This is a genomic window from Dechloromonas denitrificans (assembly GCF_001551835.1).
Lineage (GTDB): Bacteria > Pseudomonadota > Gammaproteobacteria > Burkholderiales > Rhodocyclaceae > Azonexus > Azonexus denitrificans.
Window position 1 is genome coordinate 243,597 of sequence record NZ_LODL01000013.1, and the last position, 25,911, is coordinate 269,507.

Below are 25,911 nucleotides of genomic sequence, written 5' to 3' on the forward strand. Positions count from 1 at the left end.
TGAGTATGTCGCAGCAACAGAATGACCAGGCCATGAATCTGCCCAATCCGGCTGAAATCGCCAAGACTTATGCCGAAGTCGCCCAGCGCGCTTCGCGCCTGATTACCCACTTCATCGAAAAGAAGGCCAAGGACGGCGTCAATGCGCCGGCTGACGAACTTGGCGTAGCCAAGGCTTTCATGGACCTCTCGTCGCGCCTGATGGCCAATCCGTACAAGATGGCCCAGACCCAGATGAACATGATGTGGGACTACTTCTCGCTGTGGCAGAACACGACGATGAAGATGATGGGCGTGCCGGTGCATGCGCCGGTCGCCGCGCCGAAGAAGGGCGACAACCGCTTCAAGGATGAAGAATGGGAACAGCATTTCCTGTTCGACTTCGTCAAGCAGTCCTACCTGATCACCGCCCGCCACCTGCATGACACGGTCGCCGGCACCGAAGGCCTCGACGAAGCGACGCAGCAGAAGGTCAATTTCTTTACCCGCCAGTACATCGACGCGCTGTCGCCATCCAACTTCGCGCTGACCAATCCGGAAGTCTTCCGCGAAACGGTGAAGAGCCATGGCCAGAACCTGATCAAGGGCCTCAACAACCTGCTGCACGACGTTGAATCCGGCGACGGCCAACTGCGCATCCGGATGACCGACACCTCGGCTTTCGAAATGGGCAAGAACGTTGCGACGACGCCGGGCAAGGTGGTCTTCCAGAACGAACTGTTCCAGCTCATCCAGTACGATCCGACGACGCCGGACCAGAACAAGAAGCCCTTCCTGATCGTCCCGCCGTGGATCAACAAGTACTACATCCTTGACCTGCGCGAGAAGAATTCGCTGGTCAAGTGGGCGACCGACCAGGGCCACACCACCTTCATCATGTCCTGGACCAATCCGGACGAGAAGCTGGCCGCCAAGTCCTTCGAAAACTACCTGCTCGAAGGCTCGCTCGAAGCGGTCAATCAGGTCTGTGCCCACACCGGCGAAGACAGCGTCAACATGGCCGGCTACTGCCTGGGCGGTACGCTGCTGATGACGACGCTGGCCTACATGACGGCGAAGAAGGACAAGCGGGTTGCTTCCGCCACCTTCTTCACGACCATGCTCGATTTCTCGGAGCCGGGCGAACTGGGCATCTTCCTCGATGAAGGCGCCGTCTCCGGCCTCGAAAAGCGCATGCAGGAACGCGGCTTCCTCGAAGGTTCCGAAATGGCCGGCACCTTCAACATGCTGCGCGCCAACGACCTGATCTGGTCCTTCGTGGTCAACAACTACCTGATGGGCAAGGATCCGTTCCCCTTCGACCTGCTCTACTGGAACTCCGATTCGACGCGCATGCCGGCCGCGATGCACAGCTTCTACCTGCGCAACATGTACCTCGGCAACCTGCTCAAGGAACCGGGTGGCATCACGCTGGGCGGCGTCAAGATCGACATCAGCAAGGTCAAGACCCCGTGCTACTTCATCTCGACCATCGAAGACCACATCGCTCCGTGGAAGAGCACCTACATGGGCGCCCGTCTGCCGTCCGGCAACACCAAGTTCGTCCTGGGGGGTTCCGGTCACATCGCCGGCATCGTCAATCCGCCGGCCGCCAACAAGTATGGTTTCTGGACCAATGACGCGACCGACGGCAACCTGCCGGAAAGCCCGGACGACTTCCTGGCCGGCGCGACGCAGAACGCCGGTTCGTGGTGGACGCACTGGAACCAGTGGGTGAACAGCCTGCCGGGCGGTTCGGCCAAGGTCAAGGCGCGCAAGCCGGAAGACGGCGCGCTGAAGGTCATCGAGCCGGCGCCGGGCAGCTACGTCAAGTTCCGCCTGGATGCCCAGAAAAAGGCTTAAACATCGATTTGTGGCAGTAGAAAAACGGGAGGCGGAAGCCTCCCATTTTATTTTCAGAACTCGCCCCGGCTGGTCCTGTCTCATAAACACAGACTGCAAGGAGGCCTGCCATGTTCGATTCTCCCGTCGTCTCCATTCACATTCCGCCCGATTTGCGCAGCTACGCCGGGGGGCATGACGAAATTACGGCCAGTGGCGATACCGTGGGTGAGCTTTTCGATGCGCTGTGCCATGAATATCCGGCGATCCGCTCGCATCTGATTGCCTCGGGTGGCGAATTGGCCCCGGGCTTCGCCGTCTATCTTGGTCCCCACAGCATCCGCGAGTTGGCCGGACTGTCTACCCCGGTTGAACTGGAGGAAGTGCTCAGCATCGTGCCGGTCGGGGCCGTTTGAGCGGGGTGTGGTTTTTCTCCTTTGACGGCGGTGCACCGCAGTAATTACGGAAGGCTGGAGGCCGGGTGTATGCTTAGCCGGCTAATGCCCAAGGGGGAGGCCGTCATGTCGCAAGCCGTGGTTGCGCAGATTCGCGATGCGCTGAAGCATCAGGAACAGCATGTTTCCTTTGCCATCACGCTGATGGAACACCTCGTGGTGCCCACCTTCGTGCTTGATGCCGAGCAGCGGGTGCTGATCTGGAATCGCGCCTGCGAAAGGCTGACCGGGGTGATGGCGGCGGAGGTGATCGGCACGCGCCATCACTGGCAGGCTTTTTACGAGCAGGAGCGGGCCTGTCTGGCCGACCTGGTGGCAACCGCCAGCTACGAACAGATCGCCAATCTCTACACTGTTTTCGAAGACCCGGGCCAGCCGGTCTTCGGTGTTCATGCCGAAAACTGGTGCTGGATGCCGCGCCGCCAGCAGCGCCTCTATCTGGCCGTCGATGCCGGGCCGGTCTACAACGAAACCGGTGCCTTGATTGCGGTTGTCGAAACCCTGCGCGACATCACCGAAAAGCAGCTGGCCCAGAGCAAGGTGGCGGAGCAGGCCAGTCTGTTGAAGGCGCATTACGACGAGCATCAGCGCGAGGCCGAATTGGCCCGGCGCATCCTCGAACACCAGATCCGCAGCGATCTGCTGAAGCAGGCGGCAGTCGATTATTCGGTGACGCCGGCCGACCATTTTTCCGGCGACATGGTACTGGCGGCGCGGGCGCCATCCGGTTTGCGCTATGCCATCCTGGCCGACGCGACCGGTCATGGTCTGGCCGCCGCGGTCAGCATCCTGCCCATGGTCCAGGAGTTCTACCGGCTGGTTGAACTGGCGCAGCCCCTGGCCAGCATTGTCGAGTCGATCAACTTTTTGCTCAGCAACTCGCTGCCGCTCGGGCGTTTTGTCGCGGCGGCCTTCGTCTGCGTCGATGACGCGGCGCAGTGCGGCCAGATCTGGGTCGGCGGCGTGCCCGACGTGCTGTGGATCGATGCGGCAGGCGATGTGCTGCAGCGCTTTGTCTCGCGCAACCTGCCGCTGGGCATTACGCGGGCACGGGGCGACGAGGCCGGCTTCGAGGACTTTTCCTGGCGAGAGGGAAACGCACTGGTACTGCTCTCCGACGGTGTGCTGGAAGCTAGTGATCAGGCCAGCGAGCAGTTCGGCGAGCCGCGCCTGACCGCTGCCCTCCGGCAGAAGGGGGGGCTAGCACCGATTACAGCGGTCCATCAGGCCCTGGCCAGCCACCTGAAAGGGAGTTTGCCGCATGACGACATGTCGGTACTCGTCATCGGCCACTGCCAGTCCTCAGTGGCGCAGTAGCGGCAGGCGGTCCGATAGTTTCGGCCATTCCACCGCATCGAGCATGTTCTTGACGATCAGGCCGAGTTCGGTGTCGCCGGTGATTTCCAGTTCGCGGTTGAAGAACAGCGTATCCGGATCTTCCTGGCGAGCCAGCAACTGCAGGTAGGCCGACAGGTTGGCGGCGAAGGCCAGGTCGGGTTCGCGTTCGGGCCGGAAGACCGGGCGGAACAGGCCGCCGCGGTAGGTGTAGCTGGCTTCACCACCGGTATCGAGCACGCGGACGCGAAATAGCTTGTCTTCCAGCGCGGCTAACTCGTCTTCAGGCAGCAATTTCATTTTCAGCGCCGCATTCAGCCCGGCAACCAGAGCCAGCGCATGCGGCCATTGCGGCAGCTTTTGCCCGAGGCTGGCGATGAAGGTCGGCAGGCGAAACTTCGGGATGGTGAAATTCGGATTCATGCTCAGGCTTCCAGTTGGGCAAGGGCTTGCGTGTGGCGCTGAACGATCCCGGCATCGCCGAACCAGTAGCCGTCAACCAGGCCGCTGGCGCTCCAGTCGCGGCTGTCGACGCTGAACGCCTGGCCGTTGCGGGCCGCATCGAAGGCGCCGATGATGGCGTCGAGATGCTGCTTCTGCGGGCTGATACGAACGATGTCGATGCCCAGCTGCAGCATGTCCGGGATTTCGTGCAGCAGGTTGTAGCTTTGCGCCGACATCGTCTGGATACCATTGATGGTCAGGAAATCCTGGCCTTCGCGGGTTTTCAGGGTGAGGCCTTCGGCATGGTCGAGGCACTTGAACTGACAGTCGTCCTTGTTCAGGTCGTAATGGCGGGCCGTGAAGCAGCGGGCCGAGAAGGCGAGCGGGATCTTGCCGAAAACGAAGACCTCGCTCTCGACGCCGGCCGGCTTGCTCCGGTGCAGGGTTTCGATCAGCGTGCGCGGCGCTTCGAGCGGCGGCACCCAGCGCGTCATGCCATAGCGGGCGTAGGTGGCGAGCGTCGCTTCGTTGTAGATGTTGAGGTGCGGGCCGGCGACGAAATTCTTGCCCTGGGCGAGGTTGACCGCGCCGAGGTCGTTGGCTTCGAGGCTGCAGCCGGCATCGTCGATCAGTCGGCGCAGCGCCTTGAGGTCGCTTTCCGATTCGAGCAGGGCCTGGGCCGAGACGACGACTTGCTTGCCGGCATCGGTCAGGTCGCGGGCGAGGCCGATCCAGTCGGCGGTGCGCAACTGCTGGCGGCGGGAGCAGACGACTTCGCCGACGTAGATGATGTCGAGGGCCGGGTTCTGCGCCATTTCGGCGTAGAACTCCATGACTTCGGCTTTCGGCCAGAAATAGAGCAGGGGACCGAGCGAGAGTTTCATGCGTCTTCCTTTAGCGCCATGGCCGGTTGTAGGCACCGAGCGTCGCCTGGCTGCCTTCCGAGACCTTGGAGAGTTCGGCCTGCCAGGCCGGTTTCACGTGGAACCGTTCGCTGCCGTCGGCCAGCGAATCGAGCGCGGCGCGCAGCGTGCGGGTGACCTGGGTGACGTAGGCCGGGCTGCGCTGGCGACCTTCGACCTTGATCGCCTTGACGCCGATCTTGATGATCTCCGGCAGGATGGACAGCACGTTGAGGCTGGTCGGCTCTTCCAGCGCGTAATAGGTTTCGCCTTCGACTTCGAAGCGGCCCTTGCACAGCGTCGGGTAGCCGGCCGGTTCGTCGTCGCCGAAGCGGTCGATCAGGATGCCGTTGAGTCGGGTTTCCATGCTGCCCGGCTGCTTGTCCCACTTAACGTACTTGGCTGGCGAGCAGGCGCCAACGGTATTCGGCGATTCGCCGCAGGCGTAGGAGGAGAGCCAGCAGCGCCCTTCATTCATGACGCACAGGCTGCCGAAGCCGAAGACTTCGATTTCGACCGAGGTGTTCTTGATGACGTGCTCGACCTGGGCCAGCGTCAGCACGCGCGGCAGCACGGCGCGGCGGATGCCGAACTCGCGCTGGCAGAAATTGATCGCCTCGTAGCTGGTTGCCGAGCCCTGCACTGACAGATGCAGGCGCTGCTGCGGGTGGCGGTTGCGGGCATAGTCGAGCAGCCCGACATCGGCCAGGATAATTGCATCGACATTCTGGTCGACCGCGGCATCGACGGCCTTTTGCCAGTCGGCGACGCGGCCGGCCTGCGGGAAGGTGTTGATCGCCAGCAGGATCTCGCGGCCTTTGGCATGGGCGTAGCGGATGCCTTCGCTCATGGTTTTCTGGTCGAAATTGAGGCCGGCGAAGTTGCGGGCGTTGGTGTCGTTCTTGAAGCCGAGATAGACGGCATCGGCGCCGTTATCCACCGCGGCCTTGAGGGCAGGCAGGCTGCCGGCCGGGCAGATGAGTTCGGGCAGGGAGCTCATGGCATACGATCTGAAGAGTAAGCCGGCGAGTATAGCCAGCCGGCGCCGGGTGCCATTGATCCTCGTCAAACCACCGGCGGGTTGTTGCCCGGCCGGCTGTTTTCCGGCTCAGCGAACGACGATGGTCGGCTTGTAGCCGAGTGCGGCGCGGATTTTTTCGGCGACCTTGTCGGCATCGCCACGGCTGGCGTAGGGGCCGAGTTGCAGGCGGTGGATGCCGCCGCCGGGGTTGATGCGCATCGTTTCGTTGAGCCAGTCCAGCTCGCGCAGCAGGTGGCTTTTCAGATTCTCGGCATTGTCGGCGTTGGCGAAAGCGCCGAGTTGCAGATAGACGCCCTTGGCAGCGCTTTCGCCGCTGGTCGTGCTTGAGCTGGTGTTTTGCACCGGGCGTTCTTCCTGGGCCATGCGCCGGGCCAGTTGCTCGATGTCGTCGCGCTCGCTAGTGGCTGGCCGGGCCGGGGGCGTGAGCTGGGCGTAAGCGGTGGCGGTCGGTTCGCCCGGAATGATCGCCTCGACTTCGACTTGGCCACTGCCACCGTTGATCAGGCCCAGCTTGTAGGCGGCGGTATAGGAAAGATCGATGACCCGGTCGGCATGGAAAGGACCGCGGTCGGTGACCCGGACGATGACCGATTTGCCGCTTTGCAACTGGGTGACCCGGACGTAGGAGGGAAGCGCCAGGGTGGGGTGGGCGGCGGTCATTGCGAACATGTCGTAAGGCTCGCCGATCGAGGTCTTCTGGCCGTGGAACTTCTTGCCGTACCAGCTGGCGATGCCGCGCGTCTTGTAGGGCCGGACGCTGTTGTTCGGGACATATTCCTTGCCGAGCACGACGTAGGGCTTGGTGGCCGGCTTGTGCAGCGGTTCCCACTTCGCTTCGGCGTCGGGGATGTCATCGAGGCCGTCGGGAATCTCGTCGGCCGGGCCGTCATCCTTGTAGAAGCCACCGCCTCTTTTTAAAACTGCCGTCGGCTTCTTGGTCGGCGTTTTGGAAATCGGCCCTTTTGTCGTGTCGACCGTAGCATCCGGCAAGGTCCTGCCGCCACAGGCGGCCAGCAACAGGACCAGAGAGCCGGCGGCCAAATGGCGAATCATTTTTTGACCAGCATCCGGTGGGTGTGGATCGACATCAGGATACCGATGCCGAGGAACAGGATGACCAGCGCCGTGCCGCCATAGCTCATGAACGGCAGGGGCACGCCGACCACCGGCAGGATGCCGCTGACCATGCCCATGTTGATGAAGGCGTAGGTGAAGAAGCCGAGCGTGATGGCGCCGGCCAGCAGCCGCGAGAACAGGGTCGGGGCACCGGAGGCAATGATCATGCCGCGGCCGATCAGCAGCGTGTAGAGGAAGACCAGCGTGGCATTGCCGAGCAGACCCCATTCTTCGGAGTACACCGCGAAAATGAAGTCGGTGTGCTTCTCGGGGATGAATTCGAGGTGGGTCTGGGTACCGTTCAGGTAGCCTTTGCCGATGGCGCCGCCGGAGCCGATGGCGATGATCGACTGGATGATGTGGTAACCGGTACCGAGCGGGTCGGTGGTCGGGTCGATCAGGGTCAGAATGCGCTTTTGCTGGTAGTCGTGCATCATCCCCCAGAGCAGCGGCGCAGCGGCAGCGGCGGCAGCGATCATGCCGACGATGATCTTCCACGGCAGGCCGGCGAAGAAAATGACGTAGAAGCCGGCCGAGCCGACCAGTAGCGCGGTGCCGAGATCGGGCTGCTTGGCGATCAGCGCGAAGGGGACGAAGAGCAGCAGGGCGGCGACCAGATAATGCTTCATCTTCAGCGTCGCCTCGTATTTCTGGAAATACCAGGCCAACATCAGCGGCATCGCGATCTTCATGATTTCGGAGGGCTGGATCCGGGTAAAGCCGAGCGGCAGCCAGCGCCGGGCGCCATTGACCTTGACCCCGAACAGGAAGACGGCGATCAGCAGCACGACGCCGAGCACGTAGAGCGGAATGGCGAAGCTCATCAGTTTTTGCGGCGGCAGGCGGGAGACGAACCACATGATGACCATGGCCAGCCCCATGTTGCCGGCCTGCGACATCATCCGGTGCGAACTGTCGATGGTGGCGGAATTCACCGTCGCCAAGCCGACCGCCATGATGGCCAGTGTGATGAGGAGCAGCGGGAAGTCGATATGGGCGATCAACTGATGCCAGGCACGGCGCAAGGAGCCAGCGACATCGATCATTCTTCGTGCTCCTCTTCAATGGCGGCCGGATCATCCTTGGCCGCCCCGGCCGGCAGCTTGCCGAGCAGATAGTAATCGATCACCATGCGCGCGATCGGCGCCGCCGACTGGGCGCCAAAGCCGCCGTTTTCAACGAGGACGGCGAGCGCGATAGTCGGCTTGTCAGCCGGCGCGTAGGCGATGAACAAGGCGTGATCGCGCAATTCCTTCTTGATCGCGCCTTCCTTGTACTGCGCACCCTTCAGCGAGTAGACCTGGGCCGTGCCGGTCTTGCCGGCCGCTTCATAAGGGGCGCCGGCAAAGGCACGGGCGCCGGTGCCTTCCTTGTTGACCCCAACCAGGGCACGCCGGATGACTTCGATATTCTGAGCCTTCAACTGCAGATCGCGGATCGGCTTTGGTTCGACCAGCCGTTTTTCACCGGTCTTGGTATCGACGATGTGGCGGACCAGGTGCGGCCGGAACATCACGCCGTTATTGGCCAGCGTTGCGGTGGCTTGGGCGAGCTGGATCGGGGTGTAGGCGTTGTAGCCCTGGCCGATGCCGATCGAGATGGTTTCCCCGGCATACCATTTTTGCTGCTCCGGCTTTTTGAAGCGCTGGCGTTTCCATTCCTGTGACGGCAGGACGCCCTTCGATTCCGAGAGGTCGTCCTTGCCGAGATCAATGCCAGTCCGCTGACCGAGGCCGAGGGCGCCCATGAACTTGGCGATATTGTCGATCCCCATGTCGTTGGCCAGGATGTAGTAGTAGGTATCGCAGGAATGGACGATGGATTTGTACATGTCCACCATGCCGTGACCGCCCTTCTTGTCATCGCGGAACTGGTGGTTGCCGAAATTGAAATAGCCCGGGTCGCTGATCGCCTGACCCGGTGTCCGCTTGCCCATCTCCAGCGCGGCCAGCGCCATGAACGGCTTGAAGGTCGAGCCCGGCGGGTAGGCGCCGTTGATCGCCCGGTTGATCATCGGCTTGCTTGGGTGATCGTTCAGTTCCTTCCAGTTGTCCGGCGTAATGCCATCGACGAACAGGTTGGGGTCGTAGGTCGGATTCGAGACCAAAGCCAGGATGCCGCCAGTTGAGGGTTCGATGGCGACCAGCGAACCCTTGCGGTCGCCGAAGGCCTGTTCGGTAATCTCCTGCAGCTTGGCATCCAAGGTCAGCGACAGGTTATTGCCGGAGACCGGGGGAATGCGTTTCAGGCTGCGCAGGGCACGACCGCCGGCGTCGATTTCAACCTCTTCGTAGCCGGTTTCGCCATGCAGTTCGAATTCGTAATGCTGTTCCAGGCCGTTTTTCCCGATGTGGTCGGTGCCCTTGTAGTTGGCCTGCTTCTCCGCTTCCTCGATCCATTTCAGATCGCGGTCGGTGATCCGGCCGATATAGCCGATGGCGTGCGAAGCAACGTTGTTCAGCGGGTACTGGCGGAAGAGGCGGGCTTTGACTTCGACGCCTGGAAAACGATAGCGCTGGGCAGCGAACATGGCGACTTCGGCATCGCTGAGGCGGGTCCGGATAGGGATCGATTCAAAATTTTTCGCTTCATCCATCAGGCGCTTGAAACGCTTGCGGTCCTTGGCCTGGATGTCGATGACCTCGGATAATGCAGTGATCGTCTCTTCCAGGTCGCCGGCCCGGGAGGGAGTGATTTCCAGCGTGAAGGCCGAATAATTGTGGGCCAGCACCACGCCATTGCGGTCGGTGATGACGCCTCGGTTGGGGACAATGGGGATCAGCGCGATGCGGTTGTCTTCGGCTCGCGTCTGATAGAAGTCGTGCTGGATGACCTGCAGCCAGAAAAAGCGGCCAAGCAGGAGGGAAAAGGCGAATAGCACGAAGACCGCTGCAAAGCCGAGGCGAAAGCGAAAGCGGTCAAGATCAGCTTCGGGATTGTGGAAATCACCCACGGGCGTGCGGCCTGCTTAAATGGGACGGTCGGGATCCTGCTCGACCGGTCGGTACTGAGGCAGGAGCAGAACGAAAGTGGCGGGTATCCAGAGCAGCGTCTCGATCAGCGGGGCGATGAAATAGCTCCAGCCCGGGAACTCGGCGCCGACGGCGAGCCGCATCAGGGCCTGGATCAATTGGGCGCCGAACAGCAGCGGCATGACCTGCAAGGCCTGCTGGGCGAGCGGGAACCAGAGCAGGCGGCGGGACAGCGAGGTCGAGACGTAGGCAAGCAGGACGTAGGCGAAGCAATGCTGGCCGAGCACCGAGCCGTCGGCGACATCCATCAGCAGGCCGAGAATGAAGGCCCAGCCCATGCCGACTCGGCGGAATTCGCGGACGCTCCAGAAACACAGGACGAGCGCCACCCAGTCCGGCATGCCGGGCCAGTGCGCGGTGGGCAGGAAATTGAGGGCCACCGCCGCGATCAGACTGAAAAAGATGAACCACGGCCGGACCGGCAGCAGAATTCGGGATGAGGAGAAGGTCGGTTGCATCAGTTGCTCTTCGCGGCGCGCTTCTTTTTCTGGCGCAGGCCGGCCCTATCGCCGAGGTCGCCACCGCGGCCAGCCGATTCGGGCGGCGCCGGCGGCAGCGGCTGGCGGGGATCGAGCACCATGATTTCGCCGAAGTTTTCGACGCCAGCGACTGGTACGCAGAAGATGCGGGCAAAGGAATAGGCGCTGTCGCGTTCGATATTGACCACCTTGGCGACCGGGAAGCCTGGGAGATAAACGCTGTCCAGACCCGAAGTGACAAGGATGTCGCCCACCTGGACATCGGCGTTGGCCGGCATGTAACGCAGTTCAAGCTGGCCGTTGCCGAGGCCGAAGACGACCGAGCGATGACCGCTGCGGACGATCTGTACCGGGACTGCCTGATCCTTGTCGGTAATCAGCGTGATTTCGGCCGAGAACGGGAAGACACGGGTCACCTGCCCGACCACTCCGGCTTCGTCGATCGCCGGCTGGCCGGCGACGATGCCCGACTGCTGGCCCTTGTCGACAATCACCTTGCGCGAGAACGGGTCGCGGGCGGTGTAGAGAATCTGGGCCACCTGGCCGTTGGCTTTCTCGCGCTCCTTGACGGCAAGGAGTTTGCGCAGCCGCTCGTTTTCCGCCTCCAGTTGCAGCAGGCGCTGCAGATTGGGGGCGGTATTGAGTTGCGCATGCTTCAGTTCGCTGTTTTCGTGCTGCAGCTCGCGCATGCCTTGCAGGTAGTTGGCGGCATAGTCGACCAGGCTACCCGGCGTCTGGGCGACGCGTTGGACCGGGTCGACGAGCAGCGCAATGCTCTGCCGGAAGAGGTCGAGGCTGCGGAAACGCAGGTCGACGACGAACAGGGCGAGCGAAATGGCGACGTAGAAAGTCAGGAGGGCCAGCGGTGCTGGCCCTCGCTTGAAGAACGGTGGCGGTGCGTGGTCGATGCCGGCCATCGCTTAATCCTGCCTTGCTGCGGTCAACGGTTAGTCAGAGGCAAAAATGCTGCCCAGCTTGTCCATTTTTTCCAGCGCCATGCCGCAACCGCGGGCAACGCAGGTCAGCGGCTCGTCGGCGACGATCACCGGCAGGCCGGTTTCTTCCATCAGCAGACGGTCGAGATCACGCAACAGGGCACCGCCGCCGGTCAGGACCATGCCCTTTTCGGCAATGTCGGCACCGAGTTCGGGCGGGGTCTTTTCCAGCGCCGATTTGACGGCGGAAACGATCTGGTTGAGCGGGTCGGTCAGCGCTTCGAGGATTTCGTTGGAGGAAATCGTGAACTTGCGCGGGATGCCTTCGGCCTTGTTGATGCCGGAAACTTCCATTTCCTTGACCTCGGCGCCCGGGAAGGCGGAGCCGATGTTCTTCTTGATGTTCTCGGCGGTGTTCTCGCCGATCATCATGCCGTAGTTGCGGCTGATGTAATTGATGATCGCCTCGTCCAGCTTGTCGCCGCCAACGCGCACGGAACCGGCATAGACCATGCCGCCGAGCGAGATGACGCCAACTTCGGTGGTGCCGCCGCCGATATCGACGACCATCGAGCCGGTCGCTTCGGCAACCGGCAGGCCGGCACCGATCGCTGCCGCCATCGGTTCCTCGATCAGGTAAACCTGGCTGGCACCAGCACCGATCGCGGATTCGCGGATGGCGCGGCGTTCAACCTGGGTCGAACCGGAGGGGACGCAGATGATGATGCGCGGGCTCGGGCTGAACAGCTTGGAGTCGTGCACCTTCTTGATGAACTGCTTGAGCATCTGCTCGGTGACGGTGAAGTCGGCAATCACGCCGTCCTTCATCGGACGAATCACGGTAATGCTGCCTGGTGCCTTGCCAAGCATTTCCTTGGCTTCCTTGCCGACGGCCTGGATTGTTTTTTTGGCGTTGGGGCCGCCTTCGAGGCGAATGGCAACAACCGACGGCTCGTCGAGCACAATGGCCCGGCCACGCACATAAATGAGCGTGTTGGCGGTGCCAAGGTCGATGGCGAGGTCGTTGGAAAAATATTTACTTAGGAAACCGAACATCTGTAGCTCCGCGTTGGGGGGGTGCGGTAGGGAAAACTTTTATGATACCTTATAACGCTTTCCATTTTAAGACTTTGTGCACTGCAAAAAAGTCTTTTAAGACAATGTCCCTCACATTAGAACAGGTTCAGCGCATCGCTCATCTCGCCCGCATCGAGGTCAGCGAATCCGAGGCTCTCGCCACCCAGGGGCACCTCAACGGAATTTTCCAGCTTATCGAGCAGATGCAGGCCGTTGATACCAGCGGTGTCGAGCCGATGGCGCATGCCCAGGACCTGAGCCAGCGACTGCGTGACGACGTGGTCAGCGAAACGGATCGCCGGGCGGCCTATCAGGCGGTCGCCCCGGAAGTCGAAGCCGGTCTTTATCTTGTCCCGAAGGTGATCGAATGATCAACGCCAGCCTCAAGCAACTGTCGCAGGCGCTGGCCGCCAAGCAGATTTCCAGCGTCGAACTGACGCAATTCTTTCTCGACCGCATCAACCGCCTCAACCCGACGCTGAATGCCTTCGTCACGGTCGACGCCGAAAAAAGCCTGAATTCCGCCCGCGCCGCCGATGCCCGCATCGCCGCCGGGACGGCTGGCTTGCTGACCGGCATCCCGATTGCCCAGAAGGACATCTTCTGTGCCGAAGGCTGGCGGACGACCTGCGGCTCGAAGATGCTGGCCAATTTTGTCTCGCCCTACGATGCGACGGTGATTCGGAAAATGGAAGGCGAAGCCGGTCTGGTCTCGCTCGGCAAGACCAATATGGACGAGTTCGCGATGGGCTCCTCCAACGAAACCTCGTATTTCGGTCCGGTGCGCAATCCGTGGGATAACGGGCGGGTGCCCGGCGGTTCCTCCGGTGGTTCGGCGGCGGCCGTTGCGGCACGTCTGGCGCCGGCGGCAACCGGCACCGATACCGGTGGCTCGATCCGCCAGCCGGCCGCACTGTGCAACCTGACCGGCCTGAAGCCGACCTACGGTGTGGTGTCCCGTTACGGCATGATCGCCTTCGCCTCGTCGCTCGACCAGGCGGGTCCAATGGCGGCCAGCGCTGAAGATTGCGCCTTGCTGCTGAATAGTATGGCCGGTTACGACGAGCGCGATTCGACTTCGCTCGAGCGGTCGGCGGAAGACTATGCCCGCGATCTCGGCCAGCCGCTGGCTGGCTTGCGCATCGGCTTGCCGAAGGAGTTCTTCGGCGAAGGCTGCGATGCCGAGGTGATGGCCGCGGTACGGGCGGCGATTGCCGAGTACGAAAAGCTCGGCGCGACGACCGTCGAGATTTCGCTGCCCAACTCGCACTTGTCGGTACCTGCTTATTACGTCATTGCGCCGGCCGAGGCGAGTTCCAACCTGTCGCGTTTCGATGGTGTGCGCTACGGCTTCCGCGCCGAGGATTACGGTAATCTCGACGATATGTACATGAAGAGCCGGGCCCAGGGCTTTGGTGCCGAGGTCAAGCGCCGGATCATGATCGGCGCCTACGTGCTGTCGCATGGCTATTATGATGCCTACTACCTGCAGGCACAGCGCATCCGCCGCCTGATCGCCAACGACTTTGTCGAGGCCTTCAAGGTATGCGACGTAATCATGGGGCCGACGTCGCCGTCCACCGCCTTCACGCTTGGTGAAAAAGCGGCCGATCCGGTGCAGATGTACCTGTCGGACATCTACACCATCGCGGTGAATCTGGCCGGCCTGCCCGGCATGTCGGTGCCCTGCGGTTTCGCCGGCGGCCTGCCGGTCGGCTTGCAGTTGATCGGCAATTATTTTGCCGAGGCGCAGTTGCTGAATGTCGCCCATCGTTATCAGCAGGCCAGCGACTGGCATCAGCGTCGGCCGGCCGGCATCGAGTAAAATATGCGGCGGTACTGGGCGATTCTGGCGGCGCTGGTCGCGGCGGGCTGCGCCGAGGTCGACAAGCAGCCGGAGCCCGCTGCCGCAGAATCTGCCCCGGAAAGCACGTCGACCGCAGCAACGCAGCCGAAATTCAAGTCGGATACGCTGAAGTATCTGGCCAAGCGCCAGATCAAGCCGCAGCCGACCCGACCGCTCAACGTCAAGTCGACGTGTTCGCATAAAGATGCGATCGGGACGGTGACCAAACTCGACTTGCTGGTCAAGGAGGGCGAGGTCAAGGCTTTCTCTGCCCAGGTCAGCATGAAAGGATACGGGACCTGCCGTTTCAACCTGAAGGAATTTGAACAGGTGGAAAAACTGCCGCAGGCCTTGCTCAAGCACAAGAGCGAAACCGGGTGCTCGGTACGGATGTGGGAGCAGGGTCCCAAAGTCACGGTTGCTTTCAACGGTTGCCCCAAGTCCTGCGAAGGGGATGCTTTCAGTTACCTCTGGCCGATCATGGTCGAGGCGAAATCAGGGCGTTGTTTCTGAACGGATAGAACTATGAATCAGTGGGAAGTGGTGATTGGCATCGAGACGCACGCGCAACTGGCGACCGTTTCGAAAATTTTCTCCGGCGCCTCGACGGCCTTCGGGGCTGAGCCGAATACGCAGGCCTGTGCGGTTGACCTCGCCTTGCCGGGCGTTTTGCCGGTGCTCAACAAGAAGGCAGTCGAGTGTGCCATTCGCTTTGGTTTGGCAATCGGCGCCGAAGTGGCGCAAAAGTCGGTCTTTGCCCGCAAGAATTACTTCTATCCTGATCTGCCGAAGGGCTACCAGATCAGCCAGATGGACCTGCCGGTCGTCGTCGGGGGCAACATTACGCTGCAGGTCGGCCAGGGTGACAAGGCCTATGAAAAAGTCGTTCGCCTGACCCGGGCACATCTGGAAGAAGATGCCGGCAAGTCGCTGCATGAAGATTTTCACGGCAAATCAGGGATTGACCTCAATCGGGCCGGTACGCCGCTGCTTGAGATCGTTTCCGAGCCGGACATGCGCTCCTCCGACGAAGCGGTGGCCTACGCCAAGTCCCTACATGCGCTGGTACGCTGGATCGGTATCTGTGACGGCAACATGCAGGAAGGCTCCTTCCGCTGCGATGCCAACGTTTCGGTGCGTCCGAAAGGCCAAGCTGAATTCGGTACGCGCCGTGAAATCAAGAACCTGAACTCCTTCCGTTTCCTCAAGGAAGCCATCGATTTCGAAGTGCAGTGGCAGATCAACGAGATCGAGGAAGGGCGCAAGATCCAGCAGGCGACCGTGCTGTTCGATCCGGATAGCGGTGAGACGCGGATGATGCGGAGCAAGGAAGATGCGCACGATTACCGCTATTTCCCCGATCCCGACCTGCTGCCGCTGATCATCTCCAGCGACTGGATCAACCGCGTCAAGGGCGAACTGCCCGAATTGCCGGGCCAGAAGCGCGAGCGCTTCGTCAACGAACTCGGTCTGTCGGCCTACGATGCCATTACGCTGACCGCCAGCCAGGAAATGGCCGATTATTTCGAGTCGACCGTAGCACTCGCCGGCAAGGCCAATGCCAAGCCCTGCGCCAACTGGGTGATGGTCGATCTGGCCGCCCGCCTGAACAAGGAAGGCAAGGAACTGGTCGAGTCGCCGGTCAGCGCCGCGAAATTGGCCGGCCTGATCCAGCGGATTGCCGACAACACCATTTCCAACAACATCGCCAAAAAAGTCTTCGAGGCCTTGTGGAATGGCGAGGGGGCCACAGCCGACGACGTCATCGAAAAGCAGGGCCTGAAGCAGATTACCGACAGCGGTGCCATCGAGACGCTGGTCGATGAGGTACTGGCCGCCAATGCCGCCAATGTTGCCGAGTTCAAGGCCGGCAAGGAGAAGGCTTTCAACGCGCTGGTCGGTCAGGTGATGAAAGCGGCCAAGGGCAAGGCCAATCCGCAGCAGGTCAACGACCTGCTGCGCCAGAAGCTGGCGGGCTAACTACCGGGGCTGGGCCGCACCGCTGAACGGTGCGGCTGGCTTGGCGCGGCCGGTCAGCTCGTTGTAGCGCTTGCGGTCGGCGTCGTACTTGGTCTTGATGGTCTCGAAATCGTGTTTCTTGATGTCGAGCAACTCCTGCTCAAGCTTGATCTCGTGATCAATGGCCCGCAGCTCTTTCTCGAGCTCGGGCGGCAGCGTCTTCTTCTTGTAGAACTCGGCTTCCGCCTCGAATTTCTTGCGCTTCTTGCGCGCCACGTCGATCTTGGCCTGCGAGGCGGTAATCGCAAAATTGACATCGGCTTCGGCCTTGCGCTGAGCGAGGTCGATATCCTGCGGCAGCGCGTAGGTGTCGAGCAGGGCCTGATCCCGGCGCCGCTGCTCGCGGTCGGCCTCTTCCAGCTTCTTCTTGCGTCGGCTTTCCGCGGCGGCCAGGGCTTTTTCTTCCGGGCTGAGCGGCGGTCCGACTTCCTTGATGATGTTGCCAGCGCTGTCCAGCAGACGGTAAGCCCGGCCCCGGCAGACATCAGGCAAGGTGTCGCCACAGACACGACGTCCGTTGCCCGGATCCTGGCAGCAATAGAACTCCCCCCCGGCCTGGGCTGTTGTCGCAAGCAGCAACAGGAGAGGGGCGAGCAGGCGTTTAGCCATTGACGCCGTATTGCTGGCGGTAGCTGGCGACCGCGCTGCGGTGTACGGAAAATTCGGCATGGTTTTCCAGGAAGGCCATCAGGTCGCCCAGTCCAGCCACTGCAATCACCGGAATGCCATAGTCGCGCTGCACTTCCTGCACGGCCGACAATTCACCCTGGCCACGTTCCTGGCGATCCAGCGCAATCAATACGCCGGCCGGTGTGGCGCCGGCGGCACGGATCAGTTCGACCGATTCGCGAACCGAGGTGCCGGCGGAAATGACGTCATCGACAATCAGGACGCGGCCGGCCAGCGGCGCGCCGACGATGTTGCCGCCTTCACCGTGATCCTTGGCTTCCTTGCGGTTGAAGGCGAAGGGGTAGTTCTGGCCGCGCTGGGCCAGCGCCATGGTGATTGCCGCGACCAGCGGAATACCCTTGTAGGCCGGGCCGAACAGCATGTCGAACTGAACGCCGCCGGCTTCGGCCGCTTTGGCGTAGAATTCGGCGAGTTGGCCGAGCGACTTGCCGTCGTTGAACAAACCGGCATTAAAGAAATAGGGCGAGAGCCGTCCCGCCTTGGTCTTGAATTCGCCAAAGCGCAATACCTGGCAGCCCAGCGCGAATTCGATGAAATCCTGACGAAAATCCATATTCTTCCATTCCTAACGGCCGTGAAAACGGCGCCGATCATTGCACAATGTTACGCATCATCTCCCTGAACCTCAATGGCATCCGCTCCGCCTGGAGCAAAAATGTGCTGCCCTGGGCCGCCGCTCAGCAGGCCGACATCATCTGCTTGCAGGAACTGAAAGCGCAGATGCCTGACCTTTCTCCGGAAATGCATGCGCCGGATGGCATGCAGGCTTTCTATCACTGTGCCGAAAAGAAGGGCTACAGCGGCGTCGGAATCTGGAGTCGCCGCCCGCCGGACCGCGTGATCGAAGGCTTCGATGGCGGCGAGTTCGATAGCGAAGGGCGCTATATCCGGGCCGATTTCGGCAATCTGTCGGTCATCTCTCTATATTTGCCTTCCGGTTCCTCGTCACCGGAGCGCCAGGAAGCCAAATTCCGTTTTCTTGATGCCTTCTTTCCGCAAATGCTGGCCTTGCGTGCCGAAGGGCGGGAAATAGTGCTGTGTGGCGACTGGAATATCGCGCATCAGGAAATCGACCTGAAAAACTGGAAGTCGAACCAGAAGAATTCCGGCTTCCTGCCGGAAGAGCGGGCCTGGCTGAGCAAGGTGTTCGACGAACTGGGCTGGGTCGATGTCTATCGCCGGCTTTATCCGGACGCGACGGGCGAGGCCTACACCTGGTGGAGCAATCGCGGCCAGGCCTGGGCCAAGAATGTTGGCTGGCGGATCGATTACCAGATTGCCACGCCCGGCCTCGCCGCCACGGCGCAGCGGGCCGAAATCTACAAAGCCGAACGTTTCTCCGATCATGCGCCGTTGATCATCGATTATGATTTTGCCTAAGCCCTTCATGCGAATTGATTTCAGCGCGCGGACGGGCTAACCTGTACTCCTTGCTTATCTGTCACCAACGAGGTTGAAAATGTCCCAAGATCTGACTGCCGCCAACAAGGAAAAGCTGGTTTCCGACATGAAGGTTGTTATCTCCGACGCTGAAGAAATCCTGCGGGCGACCGCTGGTGCCGCCGGTGAAAAGGTCGGTGAGCTGCGTACCAAGATTGAAGTTCGTCTGCGTGATGCCAAGGAACGTCTGGCCGATGCCGAAGCAGCTCTGGTCGACAAGACCAAGGCCGCGGCGCGGGCGACCGACGATTTCGTGCATGACCAACCGTGGAAGGCAGTTGGTGTTGCCGCCGCCCTCGGTTTGGCGCTCGGCGTGCTGATCGGCCGTCGCTGAACGCATGACGCAGCAAGCAGGCGGTGAAGCTGGCCGCGCAGGTCTCTTTGCCGCCTTGAAAAACATGATCGCGACGCTGATCGCGATCGGGAAGACGCGCGCCGAACTGCTGGTGACCGAGCTGGAGGAGGAGAAACTCCGCCTCATGACGCTGTGGTCAAAAGCGATCGGTGCCGCTTTCATGCTCGCGCTCGGCGTCGTCATGGCTGTGTTCTGCATTGCATTGGCCTTCTGGGAACAGCGGGTGCTGGTCTTTGGCCTCTTTGCCGCGCTGTTTATCGGGGGCGGCTTGTTGCTGATCGGCTCGATCAAGAAGCAGGCGCAGCAACCGAGCAAGCTGTTCCGGGCCAGTCTGACGGAACTTGAGGCCGACATGGCCGAATTGCGCCGCTACGCCAAAAAGCCGGAATGAACCAGAAACTGCTGTTGCTGGCGACCCGGCATGGTGCCCTGAAAGCTCGTATCGACGAGCAGCGCCGCACGCTGCGGCAGCAGGTGGTACCACTCGAGGCTGCGTTGGCCCGCGGTGATGCGGTCATGCAAGGGGTGGATTGGCTGAAGCACCATCCGGCTGCCATCGGTCTTGCCGTAGCAGCCGTCGTGGTGGCTCGTCCGCGTCGCGCATGGCGCTGGGCGAAACGTGGCTTTTTTGTCTGGCGTGGCTGGCAGGCAATACGAAATTCACTGACCGGGATGCGTTGACCGTGGCAAGCAGCGAGCAGGCAGAGATTGCCATTCCTGCCTGGTGGCAGCAGATACTCTCTTCACAGCGGCGCGAAGCGCGCCGTATCCTGGCCGAACTGGTCGCGACACGCGGCCTGATGCCCTTGCTGATGAAGGCGCGTAATGGCGGCCAATGGACGCCGGCCGAGAAAGAAGAAATTCTCGGCCATTTGCGCCGGATGGCGCACCTTTCTCCTTATCTGATCGCCTTGGTCTTGCCCGGCTCGATGCTTTTCCTGCCGGCTTACGCCTGGTGGCTGGACCGGCGCCGCCTCAACCGGGGTGACTGAGCGCTTCTGCGGGACGGTGCCAGGGGGCGACTTTGACGAGCAGGAGCATGCCCGGCAGGGCTAGGGCAGCGCATAACCAGAAAAAGTTGAGCCAACCCAGCGATTCGACCAGCCAGCCCGCCGAGGCGTTGATGAAGGTGCGCGGAACGGCGGCCAGGCTGGTGAACAAAGCCATTTGCGTCGCGGTATAGGCAGGGTGCGTCGAGCGGGCAATGAAGGCGACGAAGGCGGCCGTACCCAAACCGACGCCCAGTGCTTCCAGGCCGATGACAAAGGCCAGCGCGAGGCGTTCGCCGACGCCAATGCTGTCGTAATGGCCCTGGGCGGCCAGCCAGGCGAAGCCGAAGATCGAGACTAGTTGGACGACGCCGAACAGCCACAAGGCCCGGTTGATGCCCAGCCTGATCATCCACAAGCCACCGAGCAGGGCGCCAATGACCGCTGGCCAGAGGCCAGCATGCTTGGCGATCAGGCCGATGTCGGTCTTGGTGAAGCCCATGTCGAGGTAGAACGGGGTAGCCAGCGCGGTGCACAGGCTGTCACCGAGTTTGTAGAGAAAGATGAAGCCGAGGACCAGTGCGGCGCCGCGCCAGCCTTGCCGGCCAATGAACTCGTGGAAAGGTTCGGTGACCGCCTGGCGCAAGGTCTTCGGCACTCCCTTGATGTGCGGCTCGCTGACCAGCCAAGCCATCGCCATACCGGGCAGCATGAAGGCGCCGGTGATCCAGAAGACCTCGTTCCACGGCAGGCGGTCAGCCAGGATCAGCGACAGCGAACCGGGAATCAGGCCAGCGATCCGGTAAGCGTTAACGTGTACTGCATTGCCGAGGCCGAGTTCGTGGTCGTCGAGAATTTCCCGCCGGAAGGCGTCGACCGCAATATCCTGTGTCCCGGACAGGAAGGCAAGCAGGGCCGCCAGCCAGAGGATGGGCCAGATGCTTTCCTTCGGATCGAGACCGCCGAGGAAGCCGATGGCGAACAGCAGGCCGACTTGGGTGACCAGCATCCAGCCCCGACGGCGGCCAAAGCCGGGCACGCTGAAACGATCGAGCAGCGGCGACCAGAGGAATTTCCAGGTGTAGGGGAACTGGATCAGGGCAAAGAAGCCGATCGTTTTGAGATCGACGCCTTCGCTGCGCAGCCAGGCCGGCAACAGGTTGAGCAGCAGGTAGAGCGGCAGGCCGGAGCTGAAGCCGGTGAAGATGCAGATCAGCATCTTCCTGGTGAGCAGGGGCCCGAGCCAGGCTGGCATCAGCGGGCGCGCGTCAGGCGGTAGACCGCCAGGCTGCCGAGGAAATTGACTTCCCGGTTGTCGGTATTGGCGACGATATTGCCTTGTTCGTCGAGGACGTGGCGTTCACGGATGATCAGCCCCATTTTTTGGCAGAGGGCTTCGAAATCGAGCAGCGTGAAGAAGCGGACGTTGGGCGAGTCGTACCACTGGTAAGGCAGGTCTTCGGAAACCGGCATGCGGCCGTCAAGGACCGAGCGCAGGTTTTTCCAGTAGGCGAAATTCGGGAAGGAAACGACCGCTTCGCGGCCGACCCGCAGCATCTCGAGCAGGATGCCCTCGGTGTGGCGCACCGTTTGCAAGGTGCGCGACAGCACGACATGATCGAAGGCCTGGTCGGCGAACTCGTCCAGGCCGCGTTCGAGGTTGCCCTGGATGACATTGATCCCATTCTTGATCGCAGCGAGGATGTTGCTGTCGTCGATTTCGACGCCCCAGCCTTGTACACCGCGCGTCTCGATCAGGTGCTTGAGCAGCGTGCCATCGCCGCAGCCAAGGTCGAGAACGCGATGGCCCGGCTCGATCCAGGCGGCGATCAGGTCAAAATCGGGGCGCCCCAGGGTATGCGTCATAGCTTGATATTCCGCAGGTAGGCATCGACCACGCCATGGTAATGGGCGTCGTCCATCAGGAAAGAGTCGTGGCCGAAATTGAGGTCGATTTCCGCGTAGGAGACATTGCGCCCGTTGGCAAGCAGGGCGGCGACGATTTCCTTCGAACGGGCCGGGGTGAAGCGCCAGTCGGTGGTAAACGAAGCGATCAGGAAATTCGCCTGGGTACGGGCCATGGTCGCCGTCAAATCGCCGCCGTCCTCGCGCGAGGGATCGAAATAATCGAGCGCCTTGGTCATCAGCAGGTAGGTGTTGGCGTCGAAATAGCCGGCGAATTTGTCGCCCTGGTAGCGTAGGTACGATTCGACCTCGAATTCGACGTCGAAACCGAAGGAAAAGGCACTGTTGCGCAATTCGCGGCCGAATTTCTCACCCATCTGGTCGTCGGACAGGTAGGTGATGTGACCGAGCATGCGGGCCAGGCGCAGGCCGCGCACTGGCCGGGTGTTGTGTTCGTAGTAGTTGCCGCCGTGGAAGTCCGGATCGGTCAGGATGGCCTGGCGGGCGACGTCATTGAAGGCAATGTTCTGCGCCGACAGCTTGGGGGCGGCGGCAATCACAATGGCGTTGCGGACCCGCTCGGGGTAGGTGATGCTCCAGCGCAAGGCCTGCATGCCGCCCAGGCTGCCGCCCATGACCGCCGCCCAGCTATCGATGCCGAGTTGGTCGGCCAGCCGGGCCTGGGCATGGACCCAGTCATTGACGGCGACGATCGGAAAATCGGCACCCCACGGTTTGCCGGTCGCCGGATTGAGCGAGGACGGGCCGGTCGAGCCATGGCAGCCGCCGAGGTTGTTGAGGCCGACGATGAAGAATTTGTCGGTATCAAGCGGACGACCGGGGCCGACGATGTTGTCCCACCAGCCGATGTTGTCCGGCTGCTCGGCATAGTGCCCGGCAATGTGGTGGTGGCCCGACAAGGCATGGCAGACGAGAATGGCATTCGACTTGGCCGCGTTGAGCGAGCCGTAGGTTTCATAGACCAGATCGTAGGCGGGCAGAACCCCGCCACTGCGCAAATGCAGCGGCTGGTCGAAGTGGGCGCGCTGTGACTTGACGGCGCCGACGGATTGTCCTGGCATGCTGTTCCTGAAAACAAAAAACCCAGTGGCGTTGAAGAAGGCTTCCTAAACGCGAACTGGGTGGTTCCCGTTTTAGCTGTATTTATGTGGCGCCCGCAATCAGAGCTCAAATCGGCGCGGCTGATGTCTTTCCAGCGTGTCGGTGACAATACCGAGCGGGCCGGGAAAAGTCAATTAAACAGGGCCGCCCTGCGCAGCGCGGTAGCTTTGTGAAGTTTTGTTAATATGTGAAAAAACCAATCAACTGGAAAAACGTGGCGAGCAACCTACTGGATCAACGGAGACATCAACGCATTCGTTTCGGGAACCCGCCACCTGTCCGGATTGGCTATGCCGGTTCGATCGGCCACGGCGTCATCGAAAACCTCTCGCTGTCAGGGCTGATGCTGCGGACCGATCTCGGCCTCGATATCGGCCATACGGCGGGCTGCGAATTTTCGCTGTTCGGTTCGCCGATCATCGATGTTCCGGCGGCGGTGGTCAGTCGGGTCGGCGACCTGTTCGGGGCCCGCTTTCAGACCGGGCCGATCAACCAGGTGATGATCGACGATGCGATCAGCGGTGCCCTGGCCCAAGGTCAGGCGTCGATCCTCTCGGTGCACGAGCTTTCGGGGCGCAAGGTGATGCGGATCACCGGCGGCTTGAACGGCACCTTGCGCGGTGACTTCATGCATGCCCTGACCCGGGTCGGCATCGAGGAGATCGATCTGGCCGGGGTGACGATGGTCGACCAGGCGGGACTGGCGCTCTGCCTGGTTGCTACCCGGCGGCATGCCGCCAAAATCGGGGCGCAGGCCGAATGTTTTGCCGATGCCTGGAAGATTGCCCTGGCCGCCCCTTTTGACGTCGAAGGCCTATGAAAAATCGTTTGTTAGGCCGATCGCTCAAGACCTGGCCGAAGCCGCTGGCGCTCTATATCGCCAGCCTGGGCGTAGCCGGCTCGGCTGTGGCAGTCGATGAAAGCATCTATTTCAGCGAATTGCCGGTGGTCGCTTCGGTTAGCCGCTTACCGCAGAAATTGGCTGATGCTCCGACCGCGGTGACGGTGATTGATCGCGAAATTATCAAAGCATCCGGAGCCCGGGATCTAAACGATGTCTTCAGGCTGGTTCCCGGGTTTCAAACCTACCCAAACAACACTGATGCGGCCCGGGTTACTTACCACGGTTTGACCGATGAGGATTTTTCACCGCGCGTGCAGATCCTGATTGATGGCCGATCCTTGTATTCCCCGTTATTCCGCAATGGGGTTAATTGGGCGACATTGCTGGTCGCACTGGAGGATATTGAGCGTATCGAAGTAGTGCGCGGTTCGAACTCCGCGTCTTATGGCTCCAATGCATTTCTCGGTGTGATCAACATCATCACGGTTGATCCGGCTCTGGTGCGCGGTTTTTCCGTGTCGACCAACCAGGGCAATCAGGGCGTTCGCGACTACACCCTGCGCAACGGCGGCAAGTTCGGCGAGGCGGGCGACTTTCGTTTTACCTATCAGCAGAAGGACGACAACGGCCTGACTGACCGGTTCGACTGGAAAGATTCCTTCAGTTCCCGATTGTTCGATTTTCGGGCTGATTTTACATTGACCGACCGCGACAGTCTCCAGTTCAGTGCCGGCCATGTCGAGGCGGTGATGCAACGCGGCCGCCTGGCCAGGAACGGTGATGTACTAACTGGCGGCAGTAGTCCGGACTGGCCGATACACGATTTTTCACAGTCGAGTAGCTATCTGCAGGTGTTGTGGCGCCATTCGCTAGCGGCGGATTCTGATTTCCAGTTGCGTTATTCATACAGCGCAGACTGGGCATCCGATCGTTTCAACCTGAACAAGAATGGCTACCTGTATTCGGCTGACGAATTTGGCGACCACGGGACGCGTAACGAAATAGAAGCGCAGCACAACTTTTCTCCCTTCGAGCGTGCCCGGGTCGTCTGGGGGGCGGGATGGCGCAGCGATGCGTTGAGTTCCGACACCATGCTGTATTCCCGGGGAACCGTACGCCGGGAAGTTGCCCGTCTATTCGGGAATCTTGAATGGAAGCCGGCTACGTGGTTTACCGGTAATCTCGGTGCCTCTGTCGATGACGACTCATTGGCTGGGACACATACCTCGCCCCGGATCAGCGCCAGCTTCCATTTGAACCCCGAAAACACCGTTCGCCTGAGTTATTCACGTGCTTACCGTACCGGGAGTGTGGTCGATTATCGCGGCAACGAGGTTGTCGTTCCCTTTGCCAAGGCCAATGGCATGCCCTTTGCGCCTGGCGAGCAGCGATCGGCAACCGGGCGCCTGTTTGTCGGTAACCCGAACCTGCCGGCCGAGCAACTCGACACCCTCGAACTCGGTTACCTCGGCGATTGGCGGGACTGGCGGATGAGCCTGGATGTCAGGGGCTTCCAGGAAAAAATTCCGAACCGTCTGGTTCAGGTTCTTCTCGATCCGAAGTTCACCGCACCGGTGCAGCAGATTCGTATCGAAGGGGTCGAGTATCAGTGGAAGTGGCAGCCATTCGAACCGACCCGGATCATGGTTTCGCAGAGCTTTGTCCATATTTATTCCGAATTCCTCGACGATGCGTTGGCCACCGCCCTTGCTGGTGCTAATTCGCAGACTCTGGGCAATCTCGATCAGCTTTCCGAACGCTCGGCGCCCCGGCATGCGACTTCAGCAATGTTGATGCAGAAGCTGCCGCTAGGCCTGGAATTTTCGCTGGTCGGCTATTGGCTGGACAAGATGAAGTGGACGCGCAATACCTGGGCCGAAAAGTACACCCGGGTCGATACCCGGCTGGGCTACCCGTTCCGGCTTGCCGGATGGAGTGGTGAGGTGGCTTACACCGTTCAATCCCTGAACGGTGCTCACGGTGAGTTCAAGGCTTACGGCAATCCGGCCGACCGCATCGTCGAAAATCGCCACTGGCTCAGCCTGCGCCTGGATTTCTAGGGGC

29 protein-coding genes are annotated in these 25,911 nt (G+C 61.3%); 15 read left to right on the top strand and 14 right to left on the bottom strand.

Features of this window, described 5'->3' with window-relative positions; genetic code table 11:
- Positions 1–5 precede the first annotated feature (5 nt).
- From AT959_RS07390 to AT959_RS07400, 3 genes are all read left to right on the top strand, one after another.
- Positions 6–1,841, top strand: a complete 1,836-nt coding sequence (locus AT959_RS07390) for a PHA/PHB synthase family protein (protein ID WP_066882171.1) — start codon at positions 6–8, stop codon at positions 1,839–1,841.
- Between the two features lie 110 nt (positions 1,842–1,951).
- Positions 1,952–2,236, top strand: a complete 285-nt coding sequence (locus tag AT959_RS07395; RefSeq protein ID WP_066882173.1) for a ubiquitin family protein — start codon at positions 1,952–1,954, stop codon at positions 2,234–2,236.
- Between the two features lie 105 nt (positions 2,237–2,341).
- Positions 2,342–3,592 (top strand): SpoIIE family protein phosphatase, encoded by a 1,251-nt coding sequence (locus AT959_RS07400; RefSeq protein ID WP_066882175.1) that lies wholly within the window; start codon positions 2,342–2,344, stop codon positions 3,590–3,592.
- Here the strand turns inward: AT959_RS07400 and ubiT are convergent.
- The 9 genes from ubiT to AT959_RS07445 all read right to left on the bottom strand — a co-directional run bounded on the left by ubiT (position 3,578) and on the right by AT959_RS07445 (position 12,616).
- Positions 3,578–4,033, bottom strand: a complete 456-nt coding sequence (gene ubiT / locus AT959_RS07405) for a ubiquinone anaerobic biosynthesis accessory factor UbiT (protein WP_066882177.1) — start codon at positions 4,031–4,033, stop codon at positions 3,578–3,580. The two genes, AT959_RS07400 and ubiT, sit on opposite strands and share 15 nt — an antisense overlap.
- 2 nt (positions 4,034–4,035) lie before the next feature.
- Positions 4,036–4,938 carry a U32 family peptidase gene (locus AT959_RS07410; RefSeq protein WP_066882179.1) on the bottom strand — a complete coding sequence of 301 codons (903 nt, stop codon included), beginning with the start codon at positions 4,936–4,938 and terminating at the stop codon, positions 4,036–4,038.
- Between the two features lie 10 nt (positions 4,939–4,948).
- Positions 4,949–5,956, bottom strand: coding sequence for a ubiquinone anaerobic biosynthesis protein UbiU (gene ubiU / locus AT959_RS07415; RefSeq protein ID WP_066882181.1), 1,008 nt, complete (start codon positions 5,954–5,956; stop codon positions 4,949–4,951).
- Between the two features lie 108 nt (positions 5,957–6,064).
- Complete coding sequence (locus AT959_RS07420) at positions 6,065–7,051, bottom strand: septal ring lytic transglycosylase RlpA family protein (protein ID WP_066882183.1); 987 nt, start codon at positions 7,049–7,051, stop codon at positions 6,065–6,067.
- Positions 7,048–8,160, bottom strand: coding sequence for a rod shape-determining protein RodA (rodA, locus tag AT959_RS07425; protein WP_066882185.1), 1,113 nt, complete (start codon positions 8,158–8,160; stop codon positions 7,048–7,050). The genes AT959_RS07420 and rodA overlap by 4 nt, the downstream gene beginning before the upstream one ends.
- Positions 8,157–10,067: a penicillin-binding protein 2 gene (gene mrdA, locus AT959_RS07430; RefSeq protein WP_066882187.1), complete on the bottom strand. Its 1,911-nt coding sequence runs from the start codon at positions 10,065–10,067 to the stop codon at positions 8,157–8,159. The genes rodA and mrdA overlap by 4 nt, the downstream gene beginning before the upstream one ends.
- Positions 10,068–10,082: 15 nt before the next feature.
- A complete protein-coding gene (mreD, locus tag AT959_RS07435; RefSeq protein WP_066882189.1) occupies positions 10,083–10,604 on the bottom strand; it encodes a rod shape-determining protein MreD in 522 nt (173 codons plus the stop codon).
- Positions 10,604–11,542 (bottom strand): rod shape-determining protein MreC, encoded by a 939-nt coding sequence (gene mreC, locus AT959_RS07440; protein ID WP_066882190.1) that lies wholly within the window; start codon positions 11,540–11,542, stop codon positions 10,604–10,606. Before mreC ends, mreD begins: the two co-directional genes overlap by 1 nt.
- Before the next feature lie 30 nt (positions 11,543–11,572).
- A complete protein-coding gene (locus AT959_RS07445; protein ID WP_066882192.1) occupies positions 11,573–12,616 on the bottom strand; it encodes a rod shape-determining protein in 1,044 nt (347 codons plus the stop codon).
- A 104-nt stretch (positions 12,617–12,720) separates the two neighbouring features.
- Here AT959_RS07445 and gatC point away from each other — a divergent pair, with 104 nt between their 5' ends.
- The 4 genes from gatC to gatB are packed head-to-tail and all read left to right on the top strand — an operon-like array spanning position 12,721 to position 16,463.
- Positions 12,721–13,008, top strand: a complete 288-nt coding sequence (gene gatC / locus AT959_RS07450) for an Asp-tRNA(Asn)/Glu-tRNA(Gln) amidotransferase subunit GatC (protein WP_066882194.1) — start codon at positions 12,721–12,723, stop codon at positions 13,006–13,008.
- Positions 13,005–14,462, top strand: coding sequence for an Asp-tRNA(Asn)/Glu-tRNA(Gln) amidotransferase subunit GatA (gene gatA, locus AT959_RS07455; RefSeq protein WP_066882196.1), 1,458 nt, complete (start codon positions 13,005–13,007; stop codon positions 14,460–14,462). The genes gatC and gatA overlap by 4 nt, the downstream gene beginning before the upstream one ends.
- Positions 14,463–14,465: 3 nt before the next feature.
- Positions 14,466–14,996 (top strand): hypothetical protein, encoded by a 531-nt coding sequence (locus AT959_RS07460; RefSeq protein ID WP_066882198.1) that lies wholly within the window; start codon positions 14,466–14,468, stop codon positions 14,994–14,996.
- Between the two features lie 12 nt (positions 14,997–15,008).
- Complete coding sequence (gatB, locus tag AT959_RS07465) at positions 15,009–16,463, top strand: Asp-tRNA(Asn)/Glu-tRNA(Gln) amidotransferase subunit GatB (protein WP_066882200.1); 1,455 nt, start codon at positions 15,009–15,011, stop codon at positions 16,461–16,463.
- Here the strand turns inward: gatB and AT959_RS07470 are convergent, their stop codons facing one another.
- Both AT959_RS07470 and pyrE read right to left on the bottom strand, forming a co-directional pair.
- Positions 16,464–17,111, bottom strand: coding sequence for a hypothetical protein (locus tag AT959_RS07470; RefSeq protein ID WP_157651240.1), 648 nt, complete (start codon positions 17,109–17,111; stop codon positions 16,464–16,466).
- Positions 17,104–17,745 (bottom strand): orotate phosphoribosyltransferase, encoded by a 642-nt coding sequence (gene pyrE / locus AT959_RS07475; protein WP_066882204.1) that lies wholly within the window; start codon positions 17,743–17,745, stop codon positions 17,104–17,106. Before pyrE ends, AT959_RS07470 begins: the two co-directional genes overlap by 8 nt.
- Positions 17,746–17,792: 47 nt before the next feature.
- On the opposite strand from pyrE, the gene AT959_RS07480 reads away from it, so the two are divergent.
- From AT959_RS07480 to AT959_RS07495, 5 genes are all read left to right on the top strand, one after another.
- Entirely contained in the window at positions 17,793–18,572 is a 780-nt protein-coding gene (locus AT959_RS07480) for an exodeoxyribonuclease III (RefSeq protein ID WP_066882206.1), read from the top strand.
- A 79-nt stretch (positions 18,573–18,651) separates the two neighbouring features.
- The gene (locus AT959_RS07485) at positions 18,652–18,966 is read left to right on the top strand and encodes an ElaB/YgaM/YqjD family protein (protein ID WP_066882208.1); all 315 of its coding nucleotides are present in this window, start codon (positions 18,652–18,654) and stop codon (positions 18,964–18,966) included.
- Positions 18,967–18,970: 4 nt separating this feature from the next.
- A complete protein-coding gene (locus AT959_RS07490) occupies positions 18,971–19,378 on the top strand; it encodes a phage holin family protein (protein WP_066882210.1) in 408 nt (135 codons plus the stop codon).
- On the top strand, positions 19,375–19,668 hold the full coding sequence (locus AT959_RS20455; RefSeq protein ID WP_083518273.1) for a YqjK family protein: 294 nt from the start codon (positions 19,375–19,377) through the stop codon (positions 19,666–19,668). The genes AT959_RS07490 and AT959_RS20455 overlap by 4 nt, the downstream gene beginning before the upstream one ends.
- Before the next feature lie 2 nt (positions 19,669–19,670).
- A complete protein-coding gene (locus AT959_RS07495) occupies positions 19,671–19,979 on the top strand; it encodes a hypothetical protein (protein WP_066882356.1) in 309 nt (102 codons plus the stop codon).
- Here the strand turns inward: AT959_RS07495 and AT959_RS07500 are convergent.
- The 3 genes from AT959_RS07500 to metX are packed head-to-tail and all read right to left on the bottom strand — an operon-like array spanning position 19,963 to position 22,963.
- The gene (locus tag AT959_RS07500) at positions 19,963–21,231 is read right to left on the bottom strand and encodes an AmpG family muropeptide MFS transporter (protein WP_066882212.1); all 1,269 of its coding nucleotides are present in this window, start codon (positions 21,229–21,231) and stop codon (positions 19,963–19,965) included. The two genes, AT959_RS07495 and AT959_RS07500, sit on opposite strands and share 17 nt — an antisense overlap.
- On the bottom strand, positions 21,231–21,842 hold the full coding sequence (metW, locus tag AT959_RS07505) for a methionine biosynthesis protein MetW (protein ID WP_066882214.1): 612 nt from the start codon (positions 21,840–21,842) through the stop codon (positions 21,231–21,233). The genes AT959_RS07500 and metW overlap by 1 nt, the downstream gene beginning before the upstream one ends.
- Positions 21,839–22,963, bottom strand: a complete 1,125-nt coding sequence (gene metX, locus AT959_RS07510; RefSeq protein ID WP_066882216.1) for a homoserine O-succinyltransferase MetX — start codon at positions 22,961–22,963, stop codon at positions 21,839–21,841. The genes metW and metX overlap by 4 nt, the downstream gene beginning before the upstream one ends.
- Between metX and AT959_RS21070 the strand changes: the two genes are divergently transcribed.
- From AT959_RS21070 to AT959_RS07520, 3 genes are read left to right on the top strand one after another with little or no spacing between them, the layout of a single operon-like run.
- Complete coding sequence (locus AT959_RS21070; RefSeq protein ID WP_157651241.1) at positions 22,952–23,176, top strand: hypothetical protein; 225 nt, start codon at positions 22,952–22,954, stop codon at positions 23,174–23,176. The two genes, metX and AT959_RS21070, sit on opposite strands and share 12 nt — an antisense overlap.
- Before the next feature lie 41 nt (positions 23,177–23,217).
- A complete protein-coding gene (locus AT959_RS07515) occupies positions 23,218–23,823 on the top strand; it encodes a PilZ domain-containing protein (protein WP_066882218.1) in 606 nt (201 codons plus the stop codon).
- Entirely contained in the window at positions 23,820–25,907 is a 2,088-nt protein-coding gene (locus AT959_RS07520) for a TonB-dependent receptor plug domain-containing protein (RefSeq protein WP_083518275.1), read from the top strand. The genes AT959_RS07515 and AT959_RS07520 overlap by 4 nt, the downstream gene beginning before the upstream one ends.
- Positions 25,908–25,911: the final 4 nt, after the last annotated feature.